Here is a 24,210-nt window from a genome sequence, read left to right as displayed (position 1 = left end):
ATCGTTACAGCAGACCGTATCAGTCGTCGACGGTGTGTGTCTCGAGAACGTCGAGATCGCCGTTCATCGTCACCCGCAACTCGTCGCCCGCGAGCGGCATCCGAACCTCGAGTTCGAGCGGGTCGCGCGAGACGAGCCGAGTGAACTCGTCGGAAACGCACCACGGGAGCGTCCAGTAGGGCCGCTCGTCGAGGGAGACGCCGCGCTCGCGGTGGAACGAGACGACCTCGGAGTGGTCGAGCAGCCGGAGGCCGGCGGCCGAGCACAGCGTGTGCGCACACTGGCGACACTCGTGGTCGACGCGGAGGCTGACGCCGAGACAGCAGTCGTCGTCCTCGACGATGTGCGTCTCCATGCGCCCGCTGCACTCCGGACAGACGCCGTCGGCGGCCAGACAGTGGAGGTGCCGAACGCGCTGGTCGAACGCGTCGGCGATCTCCGCTCGCGTTCGGTCGGTCAGCCCGCCGGGCGGAAACGCGTACTCGCCGTGTCCGTGGCCGCAGTCGACGCACGTGATCGCGAGTCGTTCGTCCTCGTAGCTCGCGGTCAGCGAACTCCCGCAGTCGACACACCGGCCCGCCACGGGGAACGGGTCGATCGATGGGTGTTCGTTGAACGAGCCCGCGATCACCGAGCGGACGACCTTCTCGCCAGCGTGTTTGAACGCATAACCGTCCGCTTGCTGGGTGACGAAGTGGCCCGTGAGTTTCTGGAGATGGTAATTGAACTGTGCGGAGTCGCGCATACCGACTTCGCGCCGCAGGGTCGAGAACGAAACGGGCGACTCATCGGCCGCCCACAGTGCTTCGAGGATCGACAGCCGAGCATCGTTTGCGATCAGGGCGAACGCGTCTGCAGGGTCGAGACAGTCCGTACACTCGAGAACGCTCTCGCGGTCGCCCGCCGTATCCGGCTTGCTCATAGCCCCTCGTATGCGGGCAGTAGCCAAAGTAGTTCGCTCAACACTGTTTTTGTAACTATTCCAATATCTGGTGGGAGGAGTGTGCGGAGGCGGACGGCGGTCGAAACGAGTCCGAGACAATGACACTCAAGAATGTCACCGTCGACGCGGTAAAGACGCCCTCAGAACAGTAGGTTTATCAATCGCACGGGGGAAGCCCTATCTAAGATTACTCATCGTCTTATGGCAGGAACTCAACAACCGGAGGTGAACATCGGGCTCGTCGGCCACGTCGACCACGGCAAGACGACGCTGGTACAGGCCCTGAGCGGCTCGTGGACGGACCAGCACTCAGAGGAGATGAAGCGCGGAATCTCCATCCGCCTCGGCTACGCCGACGCGACGTTCCGCGAGTGCCCCGACCGCGACGAACCCGAACGCTACACCGTCGAGGAGGAGTGTCCGGACGGCACCGAGAGCGAGCCGCTTCGAACCGTCTCGTTCGTCGACGCCCCGGGTCACGAGACCCTGATGGCGACGATGCTCTCCGGCGCATCGCTGATGGACGGGGCCGTGCTGGTCGTCAGCGCCAACGAACCCGTGCCACAGCCACAGACCGAAGAGCACCTGATGGCGCTCGACATCATCGGCATCGAAAACATCGTCATCGCCCAGAACAAGATCGACCTCGTCGACTCCGATCAGGCCCGACGGAACTACGAACAGATCCAGGAGTTCGTCGAGGGCACCGTCGCCGAGGACGCCCCCGTCGTCCCCGTCTCGGCCGGCCAGGAGGTCAACATGGACCTGCTGATCCAGGCGGTCGAGGAGGAAATTCCGACGCCGGAACGCGACCCCGACGCCGACGCCCGAATGCACGTCGCCCGCAGCTTCGACATCAACAAACCCGGGACGACCGCAAGCGACCTCGCCGGCGGCGTCCTCGGCGGCAGCCTCGTCGAAGGTGAACTCGAGTCCGGCCAGGAGATCGAAATCCGCCCCGGTCGCGAGGTCGAAGAAGGCGGCCAGACCGAGTACGTCCCGATCGAAACGACGATTCGCTCGCTGCAAGCCGGCGGCGAAACCGTCGACAGCGCCACACCCGGCGGCCTGCTCGGAGTCGGTACGGGACTCGACCCCGCACTGACGAAAGGCGACGCCCTGGCCGGTCGCATGGCCGGCCTACCGGGCTCACTACCGCCGACCTGGCAGCAGTTCACGATGGATGTCGACCTCTTAGAGCGCGTCGTCGGCACCGACGGCGGCGAAGTGGAGGAAATCAGCACCGGCGAACCGTTGATGATGACCGTCGGGACGGCAACGACCGTCGGCGCGGTAACGAGCGCCCGCGAGGGCGAGTGCGAGGTCAACCTCAAACGCCCCGTCACCGCCGACCCCGGCGCGAAAATCGCGATCAACCGCCGGATCGGCGCTCGCTGGCGGCTGATCGGCCTCGGAACGTTACAGGAATAGGGCCGAGACAGACCGATACACGATGAGCACCCGAGTCGCCCTCGATACGAGCGCGCTGATGATGCCAGTCGAACTCGACGTCAGACTGTTCGACGAACTCGAACGGCTCCTCGATTCGTTCGAACCGACGACGCCGCAGGCGGTCATCGAAGAACTCCGCCGACTCTCCGAGAAGGGCGGCCGCGAAGGCACCGCCGCGAACGTCGGTCACGATCTGGCGACCGAACGCTGTCTCGTCGTCGACACCGAGGCATCCTACGCCGACGACGCGCTGGTCGAACTCGCCCGCGAGGGCACGGTCGACTACGTCGTCACGAACGATCGACCACTACGCGATCGGGTACTCGAAGCGAAGAGACCGGTAATTGCATTACGCGGGAGAAACAAGTTAGCGATCACTCAACCATAGATGTACAAACGGGTTAGATTGAAGGATACGGTGGAGGTACCGCCGGAGGAGCTCGGCGACGTGTCGCCGACGCTCGTCAAGCGACTGCTACAGGACAAACTCGAGGGACGCATGGACGAGGAAGTCGGCAGCATCGTCTCCGTCACTGAGGTACGCGATATCGGTGAAGGGACCGTGCTTCCGAACCGCCCAGGCGTCTACTACGAGGCCGATTTCGACGCCGTCACGTTCGATCCACAGATGCAGGAAGTCGTCGACGGAACCGTCGTCGAAGTCGTCGAGTTCGGTGCGTTCGTCGGAATCGGTCCCGTCGACGGCCTGCTTCACGTCTCACAGATCAGCGACGAGTATCTGGCCTTCGACGCCGAGAACCAACAGCTCGCCTCGAACGAATCGAACCGCACGCTCGGTGTCGACGACGCGATTCGCGCCCGCATCGTCACCAAAAGCATCGACGAGCGAAACCCCCGCGACTCGAAGATCGGGCTCACGGCAAAACAGCCCGGCCTCGGCAAGCACGGCTGGCTCGAGGAAGACCACGAAAAGCGCGAAGCGACCGCAGGTGAGTAACAATGGCATCCGACCGTCTCGTCTGTCGCGAGTGTCACCGGGTCAACGATCCGGACAGCGAGACCTGTGACGCCTGTAACTCCTCGTCACTGACGGAAGACTGGGCCGGCTACGTCGTCATCGCCCACCCCGAAGACAGCGAGATTGCAAGCGAAATGCAGGTCACCGAGCCCGGCGCGTACGCGCTCAAGGTTCGGTAATCGCCGCATCCGCCGTGACACCCGACGATAGCAGTTCGACCGACGCCAGCGAACGCGACTACGAGGAGCTACTGGTACTGCCCACGGAGCTTCGCCACGAACTCAAAGAGCCGATGGGCCCGATCGAAACCGATGCCGACCGCCTTCTCGAAACCGTCGACGGCCCACTCATCACCGTCGGGGACGTCGTCACCTACCACCTTCTCGCGGCCGGCCGCGTTCCCGACGTTGCGTTCGTCGACGAACGAACGAAACGCGACGCCGTCGACGCAGAGATCCGTGAGACCGTCGCAACCGAGCCGACCCACGAAGTCATCAACCCGCCGGCTGAACTCTCTGGCGACGTGATTCGCGCGCTACGGGAGGGGCTCGCTTCCGACGAGCCCACGACGGTGCTGGTCGACGGCGAGGAGGATCTAGTTGCCGTCCCCGCAATTGCCGCCGCGCCCGAGGGTGCAAGCGTCGTCTACGGCCAGCCCGACGAGGGGATGGTCCACGTGACGGTGACCGCCGAGCATCGCGCGGAGATGCGCGACCTCCTCGAGCGCTTCGACGGCGACGTCGAGCGGCTCTGGGAGTTACTCGAAATTCGATCGTAGAATCGTAGAATCGTAGAATCGACCACACGAACTCTCCTTTGGGCTTCAAATTGCGATTCGCGATCGCAGTTCGCAACGATCCAGAAAACGTATTACCTGACGGACGTGTTCCCCACTATGAGAAAGGCGATCAGTGTCGCGCTCGGGATCGGGCTGGCAATCGGCGGGTCGTTATACGTCGTGTTCGATTCGAACCTATTCCTGATCGCCGCCGTCGTCGCACTATACACCGGGTGGGGCTACTTCGCCGTGCGGTATCGCCGAGTACTGATGCGCGAGTTCTGTCTCTTATACACATCTNCGCTCAGAGATGTGTATAAGAGACAGGCATTCAATTGTTCGTCGGCTACATCGGCGTCGTCGGCTTTTTGCACACCGCAAGCGCCGCGGCCGTCGAGGGCAAGAGCGAACCACAGTAACCGCAAACGGGGATCAACTATGCGACGACCGTGTGCTCGAGCACGCCGATCCCCTCGATTTCGAGTGCAACGGTATCGCCGTCTTCGAGCCACCGCCCGAGTGCTCGTAGCGCTCGGCCATCGCCGAGAAGGGTTTATCGAGCCCGTAGGCGTCCGTGCCGATCACGCGGATTCCACGCTCGACGAGGTATTCGATCCCCGCGGCGTTCATGCCGGGGAACTGGGTGAGGTACTCGGGGCTGCCCCAGCGTTCATCTGCGCCGGTCTGGAGCAGGACGAGTTCGCCCGGCGAGAGGTCGTGATCCAGTTCAGCGAGTGCGGCGTCGATCTCGTCGACGGAGATTCCGCTGCCCGGCGCTTTCCGCCGGAAGTCGAGGATGACTGCGGTGCCGCGACACCATTCCAGCGGGATTTCATCGATCGTCTTCGCCGGTTCGCCGTCGGTTTCGGGACCGTAGTGGGCGGGTGCGTCGAGGTGCGTTCCGGCGTGGGGATCACAGCGAGATCCACCCAGGCCAGCCCCTGGCCGTCGGGAAAGTCGCTCGCTTCGATGTCGTAGCCCTGGACCCGCGGCGTCGCGGCGAGCCGTCCCGCGCCCTCCTCGTGGTCGAACGCGTCGATTTGCGGTGGAGTCGGCTCGCTCGGAACGCCGTCCTCGAGCCCGATGCTCAGATCGATCAGCGTGCCGTCAGTGCTCGGTATCGCATCGTACATAGGTTGGGAGATCATGCCGGGACACATAACAACATGTGACTAATTCACAGGGAAGTTCGAGAGACGGAAGGGCGGCGACCCCTCCTGTGGAGGGGGTTCTCACCAGCTAGTGCAGCCGTTCGACAGGCTATTTACCGACAGCCGTGAACGTGACGGACATGTACGATTTCGTCGTGGTGGGCGTCGGCCCCGCCGGCGCGCGGTTCGCCCGGCGGGCCGCCGAGAAGGGCTTTGACGTACTCGCGCTCGAACAGGGAACCATCGGGGTGCCACTCGCCTGTTCCGGACACGTCAGTACCGACATCTGGGACTTCACCGGTCCCGGTGCACGCGAAGAACTCTTCCAGAACGAAATCTACGGCGCGCGATTCCACGTCGGCGGTCCACACAGCGACTCCTACCCCTTCTACATGCGAGACGTCGCCTCGAACGTCATCGACCGCGTCGGCCTCGACCGCCACCTCGCCGAACTCGCGCGCGAGGCCGGCGCGGACATCCGCGAGGAACACACCGTCACTGACGTTCGCGAGCACCGCGACCGCGTCGAGGTGGTCGCCAGCGGCCCCGACGGCACCGTCACCCACGAAGCCAAGATGGTCGCCGGCTGCGACGGCCCCCGCTCGCGTGTGCGAGGTGAACTCGGGCTTCCGGAACCCGACGAGTTCCTCCACGGCGTGCTCGCCTTTTCCGACGAGGCGGACAAGCAGGATTTCGTCGACGTGCACCTCACGCCGCCGACGTTTTTCGCCTGGCGGATTCCGCGAGGTGAGGCCGGCGTCGAGTACGGGCTGGCAGCGCCGCCGGGCGTACAGGTGACGAAGCACTTCGAGGAACTGATCGACGGCTACGAGATCGACGTGTCACACCGCTGTTCGGGTGCGATCCCGATCGGGCCGGCGGATCGAGTGACGAGTCGGCGAGGCTTTCTCATCGGCGATGCGGCCGCGCAGACGAAACCGTTCACGGGCGGCGGGATCCTCTACGGCATGACGAGCGCCGACCACGCCGCCCGCGAGATCGATCCCGATCGGCCGACGACGCTTCCGGCCTACGAGCGCGCCTGGCGCGAGGACTTAGAACGCGAACAGCGATTGGGTCACTGGATTCGTCGGGCGTACTCGTTTCCAGAACCCGTCCAGCACGTCGGCCTCGGGGCGCTCTCGGGCGAAATCGGCGTCCACATGGATCGGCCGACCTCGCTGGCCTCGGTCGAGCACCTGAAGGCGTTGCTTTCCTGGCGCTGAGTACGATCAGTACCGGGTCGTATCGTCGTCATTGCCGTAATCGTCGTAATCATCGTAACCGTAATCATCGTAATCGGCATCGGTGCCGTACGTCGCGCCGTCTCGTCCGCGGCGCTTGCGACGACTGCGACGGCCGCCACGCTGCGTCGAACCGTCATCGATCACCGCCATCGCGAGCGTTCCGATACCGATACTCGAGATCACGAACGCGACGATTTCGCCGAGAAGAGGAACGAATCCGGTGATCGCGGCGACGACAATCGCGACGGCTAACGCCGATGACCACCGCTCGGAGACGAGTCGACCGACGGCGAGATAGCCGAGTTCACCGCCGACGAGCGCCACGATGGCAAAGACCAGCGCCAGCGGAACGGCGAGGAGAATCCCGATCACCGTAATCGCCAACAGGAGAACCGCACCGAGAAAGCCGATCAGGGTAAGGAGACCGTAGCCGAACGCGGCTCCCGGTCGGTCAAGGGCGGTATCGGTCAACCTCCGGGTTCGATCGGGAGCGAATGCGATCAACAGTCCACCGATGACGAGCGTGGTCAGCGCACTCCCGATGGCGCTGGTGGACAACGACCCGATCACGGCATCCGTGCCGACGCGAGTGCCGTTCGGATCGGGCTGAGCGAGGACCGGTACTGCCGAAACCAGCAGCAGCGATATCGCTGCGAGTGTGAAACCGGCGGCCGCGCGAGAGGAGACAGAGGGCGAACGCATACCGAAATACTGCGATGTTCCGGTAATAAGCCTTCCCGTTCTGTCATGTATTCACCGCTGAACGACGGCTCTCGCGGGACGCCAAACGACAGACCGAAGGAATCGCTCTCGAAACGGACACGCGATGACGGGGCGAGTGACCGGCGTCGTGGCGTTCGTCGCGAATCTCTTCGAGCGCCTCGGTATCATCGACGCCGAGCGATTCCGCCCGACGATGGAACTAGCGTGGCCGCGGATTATCACCGGCTTCGCGATCATGTCGAAGCAGACGGCCGACCTAGCCATGGTCGGTACCGCCGTCGGCACCGCCGGAACCGCGGGGCTGGCGTACGCTCGCCTACTGGGAACTCGTGACGATGCTCGGGCTCGGCCTCGCGGGCGGCACCGTCTCGCTCGTCTCGCAGAACTACGGCGGCGAGGCGACCGAGCGCGCGTCGCTCGTCGTCACCCAGAGCGTCCTGCTCGCCGTCGTCTTTGCCCTTCCGGTCGTAGCCGTCTTTCTCGCGTTCCCGAACGCGTTGATCGAACTCCTCGGCTCGAAAGCGGCACCGATCGATCACGGAAGTACATATCTCGTGTTCGTTGCACCGGCGGCGCTGTTCGAACTCTGCAATCTCATCGCCAGTCGGACCTACACCGGCGTCGGCGACACGTTCACCGAAATGGTCGCCCGCGCCGGCGGCGCGGTGCTCAACGTCCTCCTGAGCGGCCTGCTGATCTTCGGCTTCGGACTGGGCGTCGCCGGCGCGGCGATCGGGACGACGCTCTCGACCGGGTTCGTCACGGTCGTCCTCGCGTGGGGGATGACCGGCCGCTCGTACGGCTGGCTCGGCATGGCGCCGAGTCCCGTCCCCATCACCGCAGACGGACCGTGGATCGATCGCGAACTCATCCGCGAACTGATCGAGATTTCGCTGCCCGAAATCGGCCGCCGACTCGCGGCCGGCGCCGTCGTCTTCCCGCTGCTGTGGATCGCCGCTACCTTCGGGCCGGTCATCGTCACGGCCCTCGAAGTCGGTCGACGCGTCCGCGGCCTGATCAACAGCGTCAACTGGGGACTCTCGCTCGCGGCGAGTTCACTCGTCGGCCAGCATCTGGGATCGAGCGACGAGGGGGAAGCGGCCGCCTACGGAACGGCGATTATTCGACTCTCGATCGTCCTCTACGCCGGGATCGCGGCGCTGGTGATCGTGCTCTCGGAGCCGATCGCGGTCCCCTTCGTCTCCGAGTCGAGCGAGGTGCCGGCGGCAGCGGCGTTCGTCGCCGTCGGCGCGGTGAGTTCGATCGGGTTCGGGCTCGACGGCGCGGCAGCGGGCGTCCTCCTCGGGGCCGGCGATACGCGCCTGCCGTTTCTCGCCTCGCTGGCGGGGCGATACCTGTTCGCGATACCGGCCGCGTTGCTGGGCCCGGTCACGCCGCTCGGCATCGCGGCGCTGTACCTCGCGCTCCTGCTCGAGACGTACGTGCCGGGCGGGATCAACTACTGGCTGGTCAGGCGCGGCCGGTGGAAAGCCGTGAGCCGCCGCTACCGACCGTCGGCGACCGGATCCGAAACCGAGGTCGAGGTCGGGACTGGGGCGGAGGCCGAAGCCAAGAAAGAGACCGAAGACTGAACTCGGTCCGCCCGGCGGTCACTGCACACGTCGCCTCACGTCTCGTCACGGCAGGCCATCGGACCGTCGTCAGTCGTCGTTCCGCTCCGAGAGCGCCTCGTTTCCGACGAACAGGGTCTCCGGATCGTAGGTCGCCTTCAGCTCGCCGAGGCGCGCGGCGTTCTCCCCGTAGAGCAGCGTTCCGGGATCCTCGTTCATCCCCGGGAAGTTTCCGTACCGGCCCGCGCCGACCGACAGCGCCTGCACGTCGGCGATGGCCTCGCGCGCCCACGTCACGTTCGCGTCGTCGTCCGCGGCGTCCTCCCAGTTCGCCTCGACGGCGAACATGTACGGCTTATCCCGGTGCCAGAACGCGGTCGCGTCCTGGGGAATCTCGCCGACCGCACCGTCTAAGTGCCAGAGGTCGACCGTCGAGAGTTCGGACGGCGCGGATTCGTTGTACCGGACCATGACGTCGACGAGTTCGTCGGTAACCTCCGTCACGTAGATCGACTTCCAGTAGTACCGAAGCCCGTCGGGGTAGTCCTCGTCGAGCATCGACTGCAGGTCGGTAAACGCCATCGGGCCACTGAAGTCGACGATCGGGGTGAGCCCCGTTCGGAGCGGCTCAAAAACGGACTCGGCGTCCATGAGGTCGCCGCGGAACGACCCGAGGAACGCGACCGCGGTCTCGCCCCACGCCGACTCGGGAAACTCCTCGAGTTCGGGAACGTGTGCAGCGACCGCGAGAGCACCTGCGGTCCGCGGGGCGGTCTCGGTCCACTCCCGGAACCGATCGACCGCCCGGTGTGCCTCGTCGCCGCGGAACCAGGCGAAGAACGCGTACACCTCGGGACCGACCTCGTGGAGGCTAAACTCGAACGACGTGACGACGCCGAACGCGCCGCCACCGCCGCGAACGCCCCAGAACAGCTCTTCGTTCCGGGCCGCACTCGCCGTGCGAACTCGTCCGTCCGCGGTGACGATATCGACGCTGACCAGGTTATCGAGCGCCAGTCCGTACTGGCGGCTGAGATGACCGTAGCCGCCGTTGAGCGTCAATCCCGCCACGCCGGTCTTCGAAACGGCACCGAGCGGCGTCGCGAGACCGAACAGTTGGGTTTCGCGGTCGACATCGCCGAGCGTCGCGCCGCCTTCGACGCGGACCGTCCCCGCCTCACGGTCGACGCGAACGCCGTTCATCGCCGAGAGATCGACGACGAGCCCGCCGTCGACGACGGCCGTGCCGGAAACGTTGTGGCCGCCGCCGCGAACACCGACGCTGAACTCGTGCTCGCGGGCGAAGTTCACCGCCGCAACGACGTCGGCGACGCCCGAACAGCGGGCGATGATCGCGGGATACTTGTCGATCATGCCGTTCCAGAGCCGTCGGGCGTCGTCGTACGGCGGATCCGACGGAAGCACGATCTCGCCCGAAAATCCTGCTTTGAACGAGCGAACGGCATCGCTCGGGAGGCGAGCAAGCGATCTCTCACCAGGAGTATCGGTAGCAGTTGCCATGTGACGGCGTACGTTCCCGGCGAAGATAACTGAGTCGCTATTCCCACGCACACCCGACTGTCTCGCCCCATGACGGCCGTTTTAGTCGATATCGATCCGACAGTTCGCCAGTTTATGCCGTGCCGACGACACCGCAGGTGATTGAACCCGGATCAACCAGTTCCACGCCGTCGACGGCATCGGTCGGCAGCAACAGGACGGTGTCGTTGGGTAACGACTCCTCGACGCGAACCGGATGGCCGAGCGCGTCCTCGAGTTCAGCGACGGACGAGTCAGCCTCGGTAGCGTCGGTTGGAAGGACGAAGACGAGTTCGGCCGGCCGGTCGTGGTCGGTTTCGGCCATCTCGAGCAGTGCGGACAGCGCGTCGGCATCGAGCGATTCGAGCGAGCGGATGGTCACGCGCTCGGTGTCGGAGCCTGGTGCGTCGGCCGACTGCGTGCGAACGCGGTCCGCGAGTTCCGCGAAATCGGTGTCGTCGAAGTCGGAGTCGGTCATAGTCGACCGTGCACTCTCGCCGCCCTTGAGCGTGGGCCCGGCCAGTTCCGGTGCGGGTTCCGGTTCCGGTTCTCGTTTGGGTTCCGAGTCCGAGTCTGGGTCCGGTTTTCACTCCTGTTCCGGGTCCGACCCGCCATCGACGCCACCGAATCGCGATTACGGATACACCGGCAATCGGGCGGAGTCGTCCGATCCGTCGACGAACGGCAGTTCGGTCCGCACTGCCGGCACCTCCTCGCCATCGACGCGGACGGTGACCGCATCGGCTTCGAGACCGAACTCGACGAGCGCGAGCGCGATCGGTGACTCGAGAATCGGGCTGACGCCCGCCCGCGTAATCTCGCCGACGGAGGCATCGCCGTCGAAGACGGCCGCGCCGGCTTCGGGGACGAGTTCAGTTGCCGCCTCGCTGCCGTGTTCGAGCGTTAGCCCGACCAGCCGCCGGCTGGGCTGGCCCTGGTTTTCGACGCGCGAGACGACTTCCTGGCCGACGTAACAGCCCTTCTCGAAGTCGAGGGCGGTGCGCAGGCCGAGCACGTTCGGAATCGTCCCCTCGAGTTCGGTTTCGAACAGCGGGGTGCCGGCCTCGAGACAGAGGCTGTCCCAGGTTCGATAGCCGAACGGGGCGGCGTTCATGCCCTGGTTCAACAGCGTGTCGTAGACCGCCTCGGCGTCGGCGGCGGCGCAGACGACCTCGTAACTCTCCTCACCCGTCAGCGCGTCCGTTCGGATGACGGTGACGCCCTCGTCGCCCATCGTGCCGCGGACGAAGGAAAACCGCTCGTCGGGCGAGGCGGCACCGTTTAAGACGCTCGCGACTTTCTCGGTCGCCTTCGGGCCGTGGATACCGAAGATTGCGAACTCGTCGGTCGCGACGTCGATCTCGACGTCCTGAATGAAGACCTTCTCGGACCAGTCGGCGGCGAGGTCCGGGGCAGTTCCGGGCGGCGTAAAGAGCAGGAGGCGTTCGCCGGCGTTGTAAACGTAGAGTTCGATCTCGATACCGCCCTGCGGGTCGAGGACGAGCGCGTAACAGCCCCGGCCGTCGGTTTCGGGAACGCGGTTCGAGACGACGTTGTCGACGTACTCGCGGCGGTCGTCGCCGGTGACGACGATGACGTCGGAGGCGAGTTCGAGCAGTCCGACGCCGTTGCGAACCGCGCGGTGGGTTCGTGCCGGGCGTCCGAAGTCCTCGACGATCGTCCGGCCGCCCCGCTCGCCGAACGTCGCTCCGTGATCCTCGTGAACGGACGAAATAAGGCTCATACGTTCGGACAGGGGCCAGATCCCCACAGGCGTTTCGATTCGAATGTCCGAACGGGGCAGTTCGGGTCAGAACGGAAAGCGGTCCCGGAGCCAGTCGCCGATGGATCGGTCGTCGTCCTCCGTCGTCGGCTCGTCGGGAACGACGCGCTCGTCCGGTTTGATCAGCGTCTCGCTCCCGGTCGTTTCGACGACGATCAGGTCGTCGTCTTTCAACGTCGCGAGGGCGTCCTCCAGGTCGTCGATTTCGACTTCGACGGCGGCCCGGAGTTCGAGGACGGACATCCCGTCGTCGGTGCGGTCGACGAGCGCATCGAGGACCGCAACCTCCGTCCGCTCCCGGTCTCGGTACTCCGGCTTTGCTCTCATCGGTGTCCGTTGCTAGCTTCGACGACCTGGGATTTGACGTTTGTTGTTACCGCCGACGGCGACGACGAGTACGGGTTTCTGAGCGTGTCTATTCGAGAGCAGTCTCAAGAGCCATCAGCGCCGTCACATGACACGAAACGGGACGGTTCAGGCGGTACGTTTTTTATGGCCAGGCTCGGTACGATGGGACAATGGTCCTGCGATGTTCGCTGCTCGGGCACGACTACGGCGAGTCCGGAGTCGACCGCGAGCGCGAAGAACGGGGCAGTGAGGTCGTCGTCACCGTCCAGGAGTACGAGGAGTGTGTTCGCTGCGGTGACAGACACGTCATCAGTGAGAACACCGAAGTGACGAGTCTCTCGGCAGCGCGGGCGGCCGAGCCCGACGCTCGGAGCGAGCCGAACGAGACTGCGGCGACGGACCGAGAACTGCCTCCCGAGAGTGATACCGACACTGGCACAGCCACGAAGACCGAGACACCCGCATCGACGGCTCCCCAGCAGGAACGCGCTGAGCGGGACGGATTCGTCCACGACCAGGGTTCCGATCCGGCGTCCGACTCGATTACCGATGACGCGACGATTATCGACGCCGATACCGACATCGACGCCGATCCGGATCCCGATGCGACTACGGGCAGCGAGACGGAGTCCGAGCCAGCGATCGACGCGAATACAGACGGTGACAGCGTCGACCGTCCCGACGGTGAGGTGACCGACAGTACTCGAGACATTCCAACCGACGAGAACGGCGAGCCGATTACCGACGATGGCGAGATTCTCGAAGACGACGACCCCGAACCCGAACGCAACCGGGACAGAGAACACGGCGAGTGGCCAGACTCTGAGGACGTTGGCCCGCCGGTCGATGACGACCCTAACGGGGAGTGGCCCGACGCAGACGACTACGAGACGGACCCGACCGAGGACGATGCCGTCGTCCTCGAACACGATTCGACCGCCTACGAAGACCAGTCGGCAGTTGACGCCAGAACGGTGACGGCAGATCCCTCCGGCAGTGACGCACAGTTCAACGCCGGCGAGACGGACTCGGGCGTCGGTGCGAATACCGTCACCGGCGAGGCCAGTACCGGTCGGTCCGGTGAGGCCCCCACGAGCGGTCCGAGTTCAAGCGCCGACCCCGGTACTGACACCGGCACCGGCACCGGTATCGAACGCGTCAGCGACGCCCCCGCACCCGGCGACTCGAGTCCCCCGACGGAGGACGTTCCCACCGAGTTCTACTGCCCGCGCTGTGACTTCGTCACCACGGGCGATCGCGGCTCGCTTCGCACCGGCGACATCTGTCCGGAGTGTCGAAAAGGATACCTCGGCGAGCGGGCACAGCATAGCGAGTGACGGACTGTCTGGCGAGTGACTGTTCGATCGCTCAGCGCTGACGGGTGCAGCCAAATCGGTTCCACTTCCCTTCCTTTTTCCGACCGCAATCGCCCTCGAAGAACCTGTTGAACACCGACAACATCGAGTATGAAAAGAGGTAAACACTCCCCCGTGTATCTCCAATCCATGAAGGAGTACAAGATGCGTCGCGGTGAATATCTCGAAGAGCGAATTCCTGACATGGAGTCGACAGTCGAGGACTACTTCGGCCCGATCACGGAGACCCAGGAGTTCAAGGGCAGCGACCTCTACGTCATCGGCGAACCCGACAACCCCGTCTTCGAGAAAATCGTCGCCGGCACCGTCGAATACTCCGGGAAGAAAGACAAGCTCGGCGTCGAGTTTCACGAACGCGATCCGACCGAACTCGAACCGGACGAACTCGAAGCCGCCGGCGAGGCCGTCGATGCGAAAAACGACTTCCTGCTCGAGGCAACCGGCCGGGACGCAAAGGCCCGCCGCGATTCGCTGAAGCGGTCGGTCGAAGACGATCCGGACCACGATTTCTAAGCGTTCTCACGCGGTTTGTTCGCGGCCTGGACAAGTCGGTAGTCGTCGGTTCGAGACGTTCAGCAAGCGACTCGGGATTGAGACGACTCTCTAGCGGAGAGAATACGGAACGCTTCCAGAACCTGAAACGCAGAACTCAACGCCCAGAATATAGAACCCAGTACCCAGAAGAACCGACGTTCCGAAACGGCTATTGGCCACACGTCGAATACGCCACTAATGGATCTCGCTGCGTTCGGACTCGCGACACTGACCGCACACGTCGGGTTTGCAGTATTCGTAACGGCCCACGCGTTCCTGACGGATCGCCCGGCGGGCAACTGGCCCTACATCACGCTCGGCCTCGGCATCGCCGGGGTCGCAGGCTACTTCTTCTACGACCGGTCGCCGACAGCGAACTCGAACTGAACTCGCTACGACTCCCGCTGTACGTGGGCCGTGGGTAGTCCATGCATCTCAATCCGTCGTCACACCGCGCGTTTCACCGCCATCGTCACCGGGATCGCCATCAGCCCAGACGCCCTCGCTGAACTCGATCGAGTTCGTCCACTTGCCGACGACGGAGGAGACGGCGAGATCTCCGGTGACGTTGTTCATAGTTGCGATCCGTCCCAGGATCGGGTCGACGCCGGCGACGAAACCGACGATCTCCAGGGGAAGTCCGACTGCGTTCAGGATGACGGTGAGCATGATCAGCCCCGCGCCCGGAATGCCGGCAGTCCCGATGCTAATGACGATCACCGTAAAGAGGATCATGACCTGCTCACCGAGGCCCAGCGAGACGCCGACCAGGTTCGCCGCGAAGACCGCCGTGACGGCCTGTCGAATCGCCGCGCCGTCCATGTTAATCGTCGCGCCGAGCGGGAGCCCGAACCCGTAGACCGATTCGTCGATCCGCAGGTTCTCCTCGGCGTCCGTGATCGTCACCGGCAACGTTCCGCTCGAGGAGCGGATCGTAAACGCCGTCACCATCGCGTCCTTCGCGCCGGCGAGAAACGCGAGCGGGGACTGACCCAGAACGCCCACGGTCAGCAAACCGAGATAGGTGACGGTCATGTGCACCGCGACGCCGACCGCGATGACCGCGACGAGCGACGCCAACTGGAGGAGCGCGTCGGACCCGCCCGAGCCGATCGCCGAGGCCATCAGCGCGAAGACGCCGATCACGCCGTACTCCATCACGCCCCAGACGATCTTGAACAGCGCCTGCGTGCCGGCTTCGACGAACGCGAAGAAGCCGTCTACCGCACCGCTTACCGTCTCGTCGGTCGTTTCCGCCCGCACCATCGTCAGCGCGAGTCCGAAGACGACGACGAAGAAGATCGTCGCCAGGATCTCGCCGTTGGCCATCGCCGACAGCGGGTTGTCGGGGACGATGCCGAGTACCACCTCCGTCACCGTCGGCGGGTCGGCCGAGTCCGCCTCCCCGCCGGTGAACTCGACCGCGTGACCGGGATCGAACAGGTTCGCGACTGCGAGTCCGATGACGGCCGCAATCGTCGTCGTCACGATGTACATCCCGACGGTCAACCCGCCGACTTTCCCGAGTTTCGACGGCGTCAGCTTGCGCATCCCGCCCAGCAGCGTAAAGACGATGATCGGGATGATCAGCATCTCGAGCAACTGCAAGAAGAGTTCACCGAGCGGTTCGAGAAGCGTCGCTCGCTCGCCGAAGCCGACCCCGACGAGCGACCCCAGAACGAACGCGACCGCGATTCGATAGATAATCGGTATCGACCGATACGACCGCCAGAGACGTCGTCCAAGCGACGAGTTCGTCTCGCTCATTGACCGGTGTTAGAACGGCATCGATCAACCGATGTCGGTTCCGGAGAGACTGACCGTCGCCTGTGATGGGCGGCGTGAGGGCGACGACCGGAATCGTGCCGGGTGTGAAGCCTGAAACGGGTAATCAGGCCAAAAAGACGTGTCGCGGACGGTCAGCGAGAACGTCACGACCGAACTCGACGGCGTCCGCGAAGGCGTCGCTGCGGAAGAAGGTCATCGCGTCCTCGCGGGAGTCCCAGCGGCTGGCGATGAACATATCGTTTTCGTCCTCGCGGTTTTCGAGCAGGTCGGTCTTGCGGTGGCCGTCCATGTCGGCCAGGATCGAGGCGGCGTCGTCGAACGTGCCGACGAAGTCCGAGCGGTGCTCGGGTTCGACGGTGTAGAACATCCCCATGGTCCCCCAGGAGTCGTCCTCGTCGTCGCCGGCCTGGCGAACGATATCGGGGAGGTCGGCGAGGAAGCCGGCGGCGGTGTTTGCGGCGCGGTCGGTCTCCCAGAGGCTGACGACCGCGGTTTCGGCGTCGGAGTCGCTCCCCTGAGACTCGTAGACCGCCGTCTTCACGTGCGTATCGTAGTGATCGAAGTTTTTCCGCAGCCCCTCGACTTCCTCGAACAGCTCGTCGGAGTCGGCCGCGGAGTAGAGCACGACGGCGTGGACGTCTTCGCCGTGGGGCTGGCCCGCGTAGACGCCGAGTTCATCCAGTTCGCTGCGAACGCTCTCGTCGTCGCTGTCGCCGCTCTCATCGTCGTGTGGGCTGTCGGCATCGTGGCCGTGGTGGTGGCCGCCCGAATCGCCACCGTGCTCGTGGTGGTCGTGGCTATGACCGTGCTCGTGAGACCCGTGTGAATGCCCGCCGTGTGGGTCCGTCGACTCCTGCGGGACCGGCTCCCCCGCGAGGAACGCCCCCAGATTCGCCGGCGGGAACCGCCGCGCCGAGAGGAACCGACCGAACTCCGCAAAGCGTGAACTCGACGGGTCGAAACGCATCTCGGTGAGCAGTTCCTTCACGTCGGTCGGGTCGTCCGCGAACAGCGTCACGCCCCACTCGAAGTCGTCCAGGCCGACACTGCCCGAGATGATCTGGGTCACGCGACCGGCGTAGTCCCGGCCGATGTCGCCGTGAGCCGAGAGGTGCTCGGCACGCTCGTCGAACGGCAGGTCGTACCAGTTATCTTCCGGCCCGCGGCGCTTGTCCATCGGATAGAAACTGACGAACTCGCTGTCCGGAATCTCCGGCTTGAGCCGGGACTCGATGTACCGTTTCGTCCCCGTATCCTCGATTTCGCCGTCCTCCTCGAAGTACTCCTGGGACATGTACCCCGAAACCTCGGTTACCGAGAGGTACGAATCCGCGCGCTCGGTGAACTCGGCGAGTGCGGTTTGCTCGAACCGTCGCTCGAGGGAATCCAGAGCAGCGAGCGTCGGCCGCAGGTGCAAGATCAGGAGGTCGGCCTTGTGGCCGAGCACGGAGAACACCGCAGAACCGCCCTCTTCGGCGTCCGCGAGTTCAGTTGCGGCCGAGAGGTAGTCGACTCCCTCCGCGAGCGCGCGCTCGCGGCGGTGCTCGGGGGCGTCGCGCCAGCCGTCCCAGTCGATCGAACGGAAGTCGTGTAAGACGTACCAGCCTTCGTCGGTCTGTGGCGGTTGCCGTCGGTCCATACGCGCGGGTTGGGACGGCGAGGCCAAGAAGGACCGGGTTTCGGGCGAGCACGCGCGTGACCGAAACCCTTTACGTACGTCCGTTTAAATCACGTCCCGTATGCGGAAAAGTGGACCGCCGAAGGGACTTATCGCCTATCTCGTCCTCGAACTGCTCGAGGAGAAACCCCGGTACGGCTACGAAATTCTGAAGGAAATCCGCGAGATCAGTGGCGGCCACTGGGAACCGTCCTACGGTTCCGTGTATCCGATCCTTTATAAGTTCGAAGAGAAAGGCTGGGCCGAACGCCTCGAACGCGAGGACGAACCCGACCGCAAGTACTTCGAACTCACCGACGCCGGCGCGAGTGAACTCGAAGAGCGCCGCGAGAGCAGCACGGAGAAGGCGCGAGACTTCGCGGACGTTATTCTCGGTTTTTTCCATGTCTACGCCGCGTTCTCGACGGATGAGCGCTTCGAGATCCCCGAGAAAGAGGGGGAGTGGCAGTTCAACGAGACGTTCAGTCGGTGGGTCGTCGAACAGGTCGTTCGCCACCACGAACACTACTTCGATACCGAATTCGAGCGCCTCGATTCGACGCCTGACGAGTTCTACGAGCGCCACGGAATCGACGTGGACGACAAGTGACTCGAGTAGCCTGAGTTCCGGAGCAATCAGAATAACCGATTGACGGGTGAGGAGTGAAGAGTGTCACTCGTATCCGATTAACCGGCGAGCATCCCCTGGGCGAATATCATCGCCAGGAAACTCACAAACATCGTGAGGCCGACGGAGGTCGTGACGACTCGGACCATCCCGCGGGTTGCATCGATCGGGAGTCGGGAGATAATCGCTTCCGTGCTGGTTCGGAGGATATGACCCCCGTCGAGCGGGAACGCCGGGATGCAGTTGAAGAAGCCGAGTTGGACGTTGATCCAGCCGGTCCAGAACAGCAGATTGGCGAGCATAAAGACGGTGCCATCGCCGAGAGCGCCGAGTGCGCCCTGCACCTCGTAGAAGTTTTCGATGCCGCCGGTGAAACCGGCGAAGTTGAACGGCAAGATGCCGATGACGCCGATCAGCGGTAACAGGAGCGCAAGACCGACCTTCCCGATGAACGTGTCGGTCACAGCGCCGTAACTGCTCTCGCCGCCGCTCCCGAGGACGGCGAGGTACTCGTCGGCCGGGTACAGTTGGGCCCCGAGCGTATCGTTCAGTTCGAACCCGCTGATGCCGGCCGTGCCGATGATACCGAGATACGGGTGATCGGTCTGCTGTGGGTGTTCACCGAGCGTGACGGTCGTCTCCTGGCGGTCATCGCCCGCGTACGTGACGAGCGAGAGTTCATCGCCGGGGTCGCGATCGGAGAGCTGGGCGGTGAGATCGCTGTAATCGTAGACGCGTTCGCCGTCGACGGCAGTGATAACGACGGATTCGTCTGCCATCCCGGTTGCGCCCGCAAGAGGCTCATCTTCGAGGACGGTAACGAGCGGGCCGATCGGAGTCTCGTAGTCCGTCGTCTCGTCGGTATTCGCCGACTCGACGGTGAGCGTCGCCGTTTCGTCGTCGCCGACGGCGTCGCGGAACTCGTCTTCGGTTGCGACCCCCTCGCCGTTGACAGCGACGACGGAATCGCCGGTCGAGACGGGTACGGGGCCGTTGTCGACCGCCGCGGTGACGAGCAGCGAATGATCGGCCGTAACCGTTTGCTCGCCGTTGAGTTCGACAGAGACCTCTCCGTCGCTTCCCTCGAGTTGCGTCGAGAGGTCGGCGTTGTCCGCGACCGGCTCACCGTTGATCGCGGTAATTCGATCGTTCGGTTCGATCCCGGCGTCTTCGGCCGGCGAGTTCGGCGCGACGCCGCCGACGGCAGCGCCCGGGGCGACGGCGATCGAGCCGACGATCGGGCCGAACAGGAGGGCGAACGCGAGGATCGTGATCGCGAAGTTGTTCGTCACGCCGGCGGCGAACATCCGCGTCTGCCCGCCGCGGGAGGCGTCCTTGCTGCTCTCCTGGTCGGGTTCGACGAACGCGCCGACCGGGAGAACGGCGAGCATCGCGACGCCCATCGACTCGATGTCGATGTCTTCGACGCGACAGAGCAGGCCGTGTCCGCCCTCGTGGACGACGAGGCCGACGAGCAGGCCGACGACGATTCCCGGCGTCGCAGACAGCGGGAGAAAGTCGTTGACGCCGGGAATAACGAGCACGTTGCGGGGCTGCTGGACGCTCCCCGTCGGCTGGGGCGAACTCACCGCCGCGATCCCCGCGAACAGCAGGAATCCGAACATGGCCACCATAACGACGATGGCGATGCCGATACCGAGGTTCGCCCAGGCCCGCCAGAATCGCTTCGGGCCCGCGAGCCAATCTAGGACGGCGCGGCCGCGTTTGGTGTGGAGGGTGAGGATCGGCCCCTGCGTGCCGACGAACTCGGGGAGGTACCCCGACCTCTGGAGCGCAATGATCCCGACCCAGTAGAGCAAGAGTCCCACGACGACCCACGTGAGAACCTCCGACCCGAAGAGTTCGGGAACCGAGACAACCGCTGGCGTACCGAGATCCATCGACAGTAATTCAGCGCGGTGCTCTCAAAGGGCTTTTGTCTGGCATCGCGTCGCGAATTCGAACCGCTGCCATCTCCAGAAGACGAAGCGTGAGACGGGACGAGAAGCGAGAGCAGAACGGGATCGCGAGTGAGAACGGAGCAATGAGAACGAGCGGCAGAACGCAACGCACGAACCGCGACTACCGCTCCCGGCGAAGCCGCGCAACGACGAACTCCCGATCCACCTTCGCCAGAAACGGCCCGAGCTGTGGGCCCTGCTCCTCGTCGAAAAAGAGCCGGTAGCCCGCGCCGAAGAACTCGCCGACAGCCACGTCGTGGCGCTTTGCCGTCTCGTAGATCTCCCCCTGAATCTCCTCGGCACCGTGGCCCTCCTCGATGAACTCCGCGAGTTCGGCGAGCGCCTCCTCGGTCGCCGCGTCGAACTCGTGATCGGGAATGGCAGTGCGCTTGAGTTCGTAGTCGAACTCGTTTTCGGTGCGGCGCGCCCAGTTGCGCGCCCGTTCGACGCGAGCCAGCGCGTCCTCGACGGCCCACTCGGGGGCGTCGTCGGGGATGTGGCCCTCGCGGCGGGCGATTTCCTCGCGCAGGTCCGGGTCGTCGGTCATGCCGAGCACCGCGGCGAAGGTGTAGGGAAGCCGGATACGCTCCTCACGCGGGTCCTCGACCACGAACGGGTAGACTCGCTCTGCGAACGCCCGCTCGTCCTCGCTGGCCTCCGCTACCTCGTCGAAGTAGATCGCTTCGAAGCGATCGAACTCGTCGACGAGTTGGTCGAGGCGTTCGATGCTGAAGTCTCGCGCCCGCGAGGGGTCCTTTGCAAAGAAGTACCGGAGAACCTCGGGTTCGAGCAGTTCGAGCACGTCCGAGACCAGAATCACGTTCCCCTCGGAGGAGGAGAACGGCTCGCCGTCGAGGGTGAACCACTCGTAGACCATCGGGACGGGCGGTTCGATCTCGAGGACGTTGCGCGCCACGTCGTCGCCGCTCGGCCAGGATCCCTCGGCGTGGTCCTTGCCGAAGGGTTCGAAGTCGACGCCCAACACCTGCCACTGGGCGGGCCACTCGAAGCGCCAGGGCATCTTGCCCTCCCGAAGCGTGGCGGTCCCCTCGTGGCCGCAGCCGTCGATAGTGCTGTCGCCGGCGTCAAGGTCGGTACACCGGTAGTCGACCGTCGGCGTCTCGTCACCGTCCACATCGACGCCAGTCACCGTTTCCGTGATCTTGCCACAGTTCTCGCAGATGGGGTTGAAGGGGACGTAGTCCTCGTCGACCTTGTCCTGGTACTCGGCGAGAACTTCACGGGCACGATCCCGATTTTCGAGCACGTGGCGAGTTACGTCGTCGAACGCGCCGTCCTCGTACAGATCGGTCGTCGAGACCATGTCGATCGGCACGTCGACGGCGTCCGCGCTGTCCTGAATGATCTGCGAGAAGTGATCGCCGTAGGAGTCACAGCAGCCGAACGGGTCGGGGATGTCGGTGTAGGGGTGGCCGAGATTGCGTCCGAGCGCGCCGGCGTCGACCTCGCCGAGATCGACGAGTTCGCCGTCGAGAGTACAGAGCGTGCGCGGGAGTTTCCGAAGCGGGTCGCGGTCGTCCGCGGTGAAGACCTGTCGGACCTCGTAGCCGCGGTCGCGCAGGACCTCGGCGACGAAGTAGCCGCGCATGATCTCGTTGACGTTCCCGAGGTGTGGAACGCCGGAGGGGGAGATGCCGCCTTTGATGACGATCTCCGCGTCCTCCTCGTCGGCGTCTCGGTCGGCTACACGTTCCTCGACGCGGTCTGCGACCGTATCGGCCCAGAAAGCGTGGCGAGTCTCGTCGCCCTCCTGCTGGAGCGTGTACGGACTCCGTCCGGCGTCGTCGTCACTCATCTTCGTCCTGCGCCCAGTAGGTCGGTTCTTCGCCGGCACCGTCCGGGATCACGTCGGTGCCGTCGTGTTCGCCGTAGCGGACCGCCTTCGCGATCCGGTCCGGATCGGTGCCGTCGAGGACGATCGTGCGCATGCCAGAGCGCTCGATGATCTTCGCCGCAAGCAGGTCGACGGGCGCGGACGCGCCGGCGTTCATCTCGAGGCCCGCGATAACGTCGACGAGTTCGTCCGCGCTGAGGTCGTCGTACTTGGTCGCGTCGTCGTCCTCGTTGGGATCGGCGCTGTAGACGCCGGGGACGCTCGTGGCGTAAACCAGCAGGTCGGCGTCGATGTACTCGGCGAGGGCGGCACCGACGGCGTCGGTGGTCTGTGCGGGTGCGACCCCGCCCATCACCGAAACGTCGCCGCGCCGGAGCGCCTCGCCGGCCTCGTCGTAGTTCTCCGCGGGCGCGGTGACGGCGTCCTCGCCGAGCGCGGCGATGAGCAGGCGCGCGTTGAGCCGGGTTACGTCGATGCCCAGCTGATCGAGTTCGATTTCGTTTGCCCCGAGATCGCGTGCGGCCCCGATGTACTCGCGTGCGACGCCGCCGCCCCCGACGACGGCACCGACGCGACAACCGTCCGCGACGAGGTCTTCGACGACGGCGGCGTGTTCGGCCACCCGATCAGCCCCGGGTTTGGGGACGAGTACGCTGCCGCCGATAGAGACGACCACTTTCATGCTAACCCGGTGTAACCGGGTTGCTATCTTAAGAGTTGCCAACTGCAGACCGACTGTGAGAGACCACCAGTCGACCGGGAACGGGCGGCGACAGCTACAAAGTCCGACCGGCCGAAGCGTACGCAACGACGATGTACGTACTCGGAATCCTCGACGGCGGGGGCGGCGACGAGACGGTCGATCGGGTCGTCGACGGCGCTATCGATCAACTCGCGCAGGCGGGTCGCGTCGGCGTCATCCGCTACGACGCGACGATCGCGGACGGGACACACGGTGCGCTCACGACGGGTGGCGACGTGACCGTCGATCTCGGGGCCGACGGCGATTGGACTGCGAGCGGAACCGGCCTCTCCGTTCAGCAGGCTCTCGACCGGCTCGCGCCCGACTGCGACTACGCCGTCGTCGTCGGCGTCTCCTCGCTCCGATACCCCGCCGTCGTCGTCGGCGACGGCCCGACCGCGCGCGAGCACGAGCACGAGCACACTCCCGCCGACACCCTCGCCACGATCGCCAGCGCCACCGAACTCGGCGATATCGACCTCCGCGAGCGCCTCGAAGCGACCGATCCCCACCGAACCCTCGGCTCGCTCGTCGAGCGCGTCAAGCGCTCCCCCCACGCACCGCGCGCCGGCGCAATCGCGACCTTCACCGGGCGCGTCCGGCAGAAAGACGCCGAGGACGACACCCCCACGCAGTACCTCGAGTTCGAGAAGTACGAGGGCGTCGCGGACGAACGAATGGCCGCGCTCGAACGCGAGCTCGAGGCGCGCGACGGCGTCTTCGCCGTCGAACTCTACCACCGAACCGGCGTCGTCGAGGACGGCGAGGACATCGTCTTCGTCGTCGTGCTCGCGGGCCACCGCGAAGAAGCGTTCCGGACCGTTGAGGACGGGATTAACCGGCTGAAAGACGAAGTCCCCCTGTTCAAAAAGGAGGTGACGCTCGAGGACGAGTTCTGGGTTCACGAGCGATCGTAATCGATTTAGTCGTTCAGCCACACATAGATTCGTAGAGAACGTTTCACCAACCAAGGAAGTCGTCCGAAACGGATTAGATAGAATATAATCCCTTAGATCCTGTTTTAAAATGTCTCGGATACTCTGAGGGACTCGTAAAACAGAACGTAAATCGAAGTGAAACGTCCGAAAGGTGCGGTCACGCTAAACGCAACCGAAATGCTGCTAACCATCCATCCTTTATAACATATTCCGAGGG

The 24,210-nt window shown here is 64.6% G+C and carries 22 protein-coding genes and 2 pseudogenes; 12 read left to right on the top strand and 12 right to left on the bottom strand.

Annotated elements, in window-relative coordinates; all coding sequences use genetic code 11:
- Positions 1 to 19 precede the first annotated feature (19 nt).
- A complete protein-coding gene (locus C480_RS10585; protein ID WP_006665609.1) occupies positions 20 to 922 on the bottom strand; it encodes a DUF7351 domain-containing protein in 903 nt (300 codons plus the stop codon).
- Positions 923 to 1,144: 222 nt separating this feature from the next.
- Here C480_RS10585 and C480_RS10580 point away from each other — a divergent pair, with 222 nt between their 5' ends.
- From C480_RS10580 to C480_RS10560, 5 genes are read left to right on the top strand one after another with little or no spacing between them, the layout of a single operon-like run.
- On the top strand, positions 1,145 to 2,374 hold the full coding sequence (locus tag C480_RS10580) for a translation initiation factor IF-2 subunit gamma (protein ID WP_006665608.1): 1,230 nt from the start codon (positions 1,145 to 1,147) through the stop codon (positions 2,372 to 2,374).
- A 22-nt stretch (positions 2,375 to 2,396) separates the two neighbouring features.
- Positions 2,397 to 2,783 carry a PIN domain-containing protein gene (locus C480_RS10575; protein ID WP_006665607.1) on the top strand — a complete coding sequence of 129 codons (387 nt, stop codon included), beginning with the start codon at positions 2,397 to 2,399 and terminating at the stop codon, positions 2,781 to 2,783.
- On the top strand, positions 2,784 to 3,353 hold the full coding sequence (locus tag C480_RS10570) for a DNA-directed RNA polymerase (RefSeq protein WP_006107702.1): 570 nt from the start codon (positions 2,784 to 2,786) through the stop codon (positions 3,351 to 3,353).
- Positions 3,354 to 3,355: 2 nt separating this feature from the next.
- The gene (gene spt4 / locus C480_RS10565) at positions 3,356 to 3,553 is read left to right on the top strand and encodes a transcription elongation factor subunit Spt4 (RefSeq protein ID WP_006107700.1); all 198 of its coding nucleotides are present in this window, start codon (positions 3,356 to 3,358) and stop codon (positions 3,551 to 3,553) included.
- A 14-nt stretch (positions 3,554 to 3,567) separates the two neighbouring features.
- Positions 3,568 to 4,152: a GTP-dependent dephospho-CoA kinase family protein gene (locus tag C480_RS10560; protein WP_006665606.1), complete on the top strand. Its 585-nt coding sequence runs from the start codon at positions 3,568 to 3,570 to the stop codon at positions 4,150 to 4,152.
- Between the two features lie 513 nt (positions 4,153 to 4,665).
- On the opposite strand, the pseudogene C480_RS10555 reads toward C480_RS10560, so the two are convergent.
- Positions 4,666 to 5,285 (bottom strand): annotated as a pseudogene (locus C480_RS10555) (cyclase family protein); the annotation flags it as partial.
- A 158-nt stretch (positions 5,286 to 5,443) separates the two neighbouring features.
- Here C480_RS10555 and C480_RS10550 point away from each other — a divergent pair.
- A complete protein-coding gene (locus C480_RS10550) occupies positions 5,444 to 6,529 on the top strand; it encodes a geranylgeranyl reductase family protein (protein WP_006665604.1) in 1,086 nt (361 codons plus the stop codon).
- A 6-nt stretch (positions 6,530 to 6,535) separates the two neighbouring features.
- Here the strand turns inward: C480_RS10550 and C480_RS10545 are convergent, their stop codons facing one another.
- Positions 6,536 to 7,252 carry a hypothetical protein gene (locus C480_RS10545; RefSeq protein ID WP_006665603.1) on the bottom strand — a complete coding sequence of 239 codons (717 nt, stop codon included), beginning with the start codon at positions 7,250 to 7,252 and terminating at the stop codon, positions 6,536 to 6,538.
- A 124-nt stretch (positions 7,253 to 7,376) separates the two neighbouring features.
- Between C480_RS10545 and C480_RS10540 the strand changes: the two are divergent.
- A pseudogene (locus C480_RS10540) lies at positions 7,377 to 8,865 on the top strand (MATE family efflux transporter).
- Positions 8,866 to 8,934: 69 nt separating this feature from the next.
- On the opposite strand, the gene C480_RS10535 reads toward C480_RS10540, so the two are convergent.
- The 4 genes from C480_RS10535 to C480_RS10520 all read right to left on the bottom strand — a co-directional run bounded on the left by C480_RS10535 (position 8,935) and on the right by C480_RS10520 (position 12,493).
- Complete coding sequence (locus C480_RS10535; protein ID WP_006665601.1) at positions 8,935 to 10,365, bottom strand: FAD-binding oxidoreductase; 1,431 nt, start codon at positions 10,363 to 10,365, stop codon at positions 8,935 to 8,937.
- A gap of 112 nt (positions 10,366 to 10,477) precedes the next feature.
- The gene (locus C480_RS10530) at positions 10,478 to 10,861 is read right to left on the bottom strand and encodes a hypothetical protein (protein ID WP_006665600.1); all 384 of its coding nucleotides are present in this window, start codon (positions 10,859 to 10,861) and stop codon (positions 10,478 to 10,480) included.
- A gap of 156 nt (positions 10,862 to 11,017) precedes the next feature.
- Positions 11,018 to 12,127 (bottom strand): CAF17-like 4Fe-4S cluster assembly/insertion protein YgfZ, encoded by a 1,110-nt coding sequence (gene ygfZ / locus C480_RS10525; RefSeq protein WP_006665599.1) that lies wholly within the window; start codon positions 12,125 to 12,127, stop codon positions 11,018 to 11,020.
- Between the two features lie 66 nt (positions 12,128 to 12,193).
- Positions 12,194 to 12,493, bottom strand: a complete 300-nt coding sequence (locus tag C480_RS10520) for a DUF6432 family protein (RefSeq protein WP_006665598.1) — start codon at positions 12,491 to 12,493, stop codon at positions 12,194 to 12,196.
- A gap of 191 nt (positions 12,494 to 12,684) precedes the next feature.
- Here C480_RS10520 and C480_RS23480 point away from each other — a divergent pair, with 191 nt between their 5' ends.
- From C480_RS23480 to C480_RS10505, 3 genes are all read left to right on the top strand, one after another.
- Positions 12,685 to 13,851 carry a DUF7093 family protein gene (locus tag C480_RS23480; RefSeq protein ID WP_006665597.1) on the top strand — a complete coding sequence of 389 codons (1,167 nt, stop codon included), beginning with the start codon at positions 12,685 to 12,687 and terminating at the stop codon, positions 13,849 to 13,851.
- A 168-nt stretch (positions 13,852 to 14,019) separates the two neighbouring features.
- Entirely contained in the window at positions 14,020 to 14,403 is a 384-nt protein-coding gene (locus C480_RS10510) for a DUF5611 family protein (RefSeq protein WP_006665596.1), read from the top strand.
- 219 nt (positions 14,404 to 14,622) lie between these two features.
- Positions 14,623 to 14,811: a hypothetical protein gene (locus tag C480_RS10505; RefSeq protein ID WP_006665595.1), complete on the top strand. Its 189-nt coding sequence runs from the start codon at positions 14,623 to 14,625 to the stop codon at positions 14,809 to 14,811.
- A 48-nt stretch (positions 14,812 to 14,859) separates the two neighbouring features.
- On the opposite strand, the gene C480_RS10500 is transcribed toward C480_RS10505, so the two are convergent.
- Both C480_RS10500 and C480_RS10495 read right to left on the bottom strand, forming a co-directional pair.
- A complete protein-coding gene (locus C480_RS10500; RefSeq protein ID WP_006665594.1) occupies positions 14,860 to 16,191 on the bottom strand; it encodes a dicarboxylate/amino acid:cation symporter in 1,332 nt (443 codons plus the stop codon).
- A gap of 124 nt (positions 16,192 to 16,315) precedes the next feature.
- On the bottom strand, positions 16,316 to 17,851 hold the full coding sequence (locus tag C480_RS10495; protein ID WP_006665593.1) for a heme-binding protein: 1,536 nt from the start codon (positions 17,849 to 17,851) through the stop codon (positions 16,316 to 16,318).
- Positions 17,852 to 17,951: 100 nt separating this feature from the next.
- Between C480_RS10495 and C480_RS10490 the strand changes: the two genes are divergently transcribed.
- Positions 17,952 to 18,479, top strand: a complete 528-nt coding sequence (locus tag C480_RS10490; RefSeq protein WP_006665592.1) for a PadR family transcriptional regulator — start codon at positions 17,952 to 17,954, stop codon at positions 18,477 to 18,479.
- Positions 18,480 to 18,556: 77 nt separating this feature from the next.
- Here C480_RS10490 and C480_RS10485 read toward each other — a convergent pair whose 3' ends face one another.
- The 3 genes from C480_RS10485 to pyrH form a co-directional block, all read right to left on the bottom strand.
- Positions 18,557 to 20,398 (bottom strand): site-2 protease family protein, encoded by a 1,842-nt coding sequence (locus C480_RS10485; protein WP_006665591.1) that lies wholly within the window; start codon positions 20,396 to 20,398, stop codon positions 18,557 to 18,559.
- 181 nt (positions 20,399 to 20,579) lie between these two features.
- On the bottom strand, positions 20,580 to 22,274 hold the full coding sequence (gene lysS / locus C480_RS10480) for a lysine--tRNA ligase (RefSeq protein ID WP_006665590.1): 1,695 nt from the start codon (positions 22,272 to 22,274) through the stop codon (positions 20,580 to 20,582).
- Positions 22,267 to 22,995 carry a UMP kinase gene (pyrH, locus tag C480_RS10475; protein WP_006665589.1) on the bottom strand — a complete coding sequence of 243 codons (729 nt, stop codon included), beginning with the start codon at positions 22,993 to 22,995 and terminating at the stop codon, positions 22,267 to 22,269. Before pyrH ends, lysS begins: the two co-directional genes overlap by 8 nt.
- A gap of 131 nt (positions 22,996 to 23,126) precedes the next feature.
- On the opposite strand from pyrH, the gene C480_RS10470 reads away from it, so the two are divergent.
- Complete coding sequence (locus C480_RS10470; RefSeq protein ID WP_006665588.1) at positions 23,127 to 23,972, top strand: molybdopterin synthase; 846 nt, start codon at positions 23,127 to 23,129, stop codon at positions 23,970 to 23,972.
- The last annotated feature ends 238 nt before the right edge of the window (positions 23,973 to 24,210 follow it).

Origin of the sequence: Natrialba aegyptia DSM 13077 (genome assembly GCF_000337535.1) — an archaeon.
Lineage (GTDB): Archaea > Halobacteriota > Halobacteria > Halobacteriales > Natrialbaceae > Natrialba > Natrialba aegyptia.
This window is presented reverse-complemented; position numbering and strand designations above follow the sequence as displayed.

What these genes read in the sequence shown, in the direction of transcription:
- C480_RS10490 (WP_006665592.1), top strand. Translation starts at nt 17,952, where the DNA reads ATGCGGAAAAGTGGACCGCCGAAGGGACTTATCGCCTATCTCGTCCTC.
- C480_RS10470 (WP_006665588.1), top strand. Translation starts at nt 23,127, where the DNA reads ATGTACGTACTCGGAATCCTCGACGGCGGGGGCGGCGACGAGACGGTC.
- C480_RS10505 (WP_006665595.1), top strand. Translation starts at nt 14,623, where the DNA reads ATGGATCTCGCTGCGTTCGGACTCGCGACACTGACCGCACACGTCGGG.
- C480_RS23480 (WP_006665597.1), top strand. Translation starts at nt 12,685, where the DNA reads ATGGTCCTGCGATGTTCGCTGCTCGGGCACGACTACGGCGAGTCCGGA.
- lysS (WP_006665590.1), bottom strand. Translation starts at nt 22,274, where the DNA reads ATGAGTGACGACGACGCCGGACGGAGTCCGTACACGCTCCAGCAGGAG.
- C480_RS10495 (WP_006665593.1), bottom strand. Translation starts at nt 17,851, where the DNA reads ATGGACCGACGGCAACCGCCACAGACCGACGAAGGCTGGTACGTCTTA.
- C480_RS10570 (WP_006107702.1), top strand. Translation starts at nt 2,784, where the DNA reads ATGTACAAACGGGTTAGATTGAAGGATACGGTGGAGGTACCGCCGGAG.
- C480_RS10530 (WP_006665600.1), bottom strand. Translation starts at nt 10,861, where the DNA reads ATGACCGACTCCGACTTCGACGACACCGATTTCGCGGAACTCGCGGAC.
- spt4 (WP_006107700.1), top strand. Translation starts at nt 3,356, where the DNA reads ATGGCATCCGACCGTCTCGTCTGTCGCGAGTGTCACCGGGTCAACGAT.
- C480_RS10520 (WP_006665598.1), bottom strand. Translation starts at nt 12,493, where the DNA reads ATGAGAGCAAAGCCGGAGTACCGAGACCGGGAGCGGACGGAGGTTGCG.
- C480_RS10550 (WP_006665604.1), top strand. Translation starts at nt 5,444, where the DNA reads ATGTACGATTTCGTCGTGGTGGGCGTCGGCCCCGCCGGCGCGCGGTTC.
- C480_RS10535 (WP_006665601.1), bottom strand. Translation starts at nt 10,365, where the DNA reads ATGGCAACTGCTACCGATACTCCTGGTGAGAGATCGCTTGCTCGCCTC.
- C480_RS10510 (WP_006665596.1), top strand. Translation starts at nt 14,020, where the DNA reads ATGAAGGAGTACAAGATGCGTCGCGGTGAATATCTCGAAGAGCGAATT.
- C480_RS10545 (WP_006665603.1), bottom strand. Translation starts at nt 7,252, where the DNA reads ATGCGTTCGCCCTCTGTCTCCTCTCGCGCGGCCGCCGGTTTCACACTC.
- C480_RS10485 (WP_006665591.1), bottom strand. Translation starts at nt 20,398, where the DNA reads ATGGATCTCGGTACGCCAGCGGTTGTCTCGGTTCCCGAACTCTTCGGG.
- C480_RS10500 (WP_006665594.1), bottom strand. Translation starts at nt 16,191, where the DNA reads ATGAGCGAGACGAACTCGTCGCTTGGACGACGTCTCTGGCGGTCGTAT.
- ygfZ (WP_006665599.1), bottom strand. Translation starts at nt 12,127, where the DNA reads ATGAGCCTTATTTCGTCCGTTCACGAGGATCACGGAGCGACGTTCGGC.
- C480_RS10580 (WP_006665608.1), top strand. Translation starts at nt 1,145, where the DNA reads ATGGCAGGAACTCAACAACCGGAGGTGAACATCGGGCTCGTCGGCCAC.
- C480_RS10585 (WP_006665609.1), bottom strand. Translation starts at nt 922, where the DNA reads ATGAGCAAGCCGGATACGGCGGGCGACCGCGAGAGCGTTCTCGAGTGT.
- pyrH (WP_006665589.1), bottom strand. Translation starts at nt 22,995, where the DNA reads ATGAAAGTGGTCGTCTCTATCGGCGGCAGCGTACTCGTCCCCAAACCC.
- C480_RS10575 (WP_006665607.1), top strand. Translation starts at nt 2,397, where the DNA reads ATGAGCACCCGAGTCGCCCTCGATACGAGCGCGCTGATGATGCCAGTC.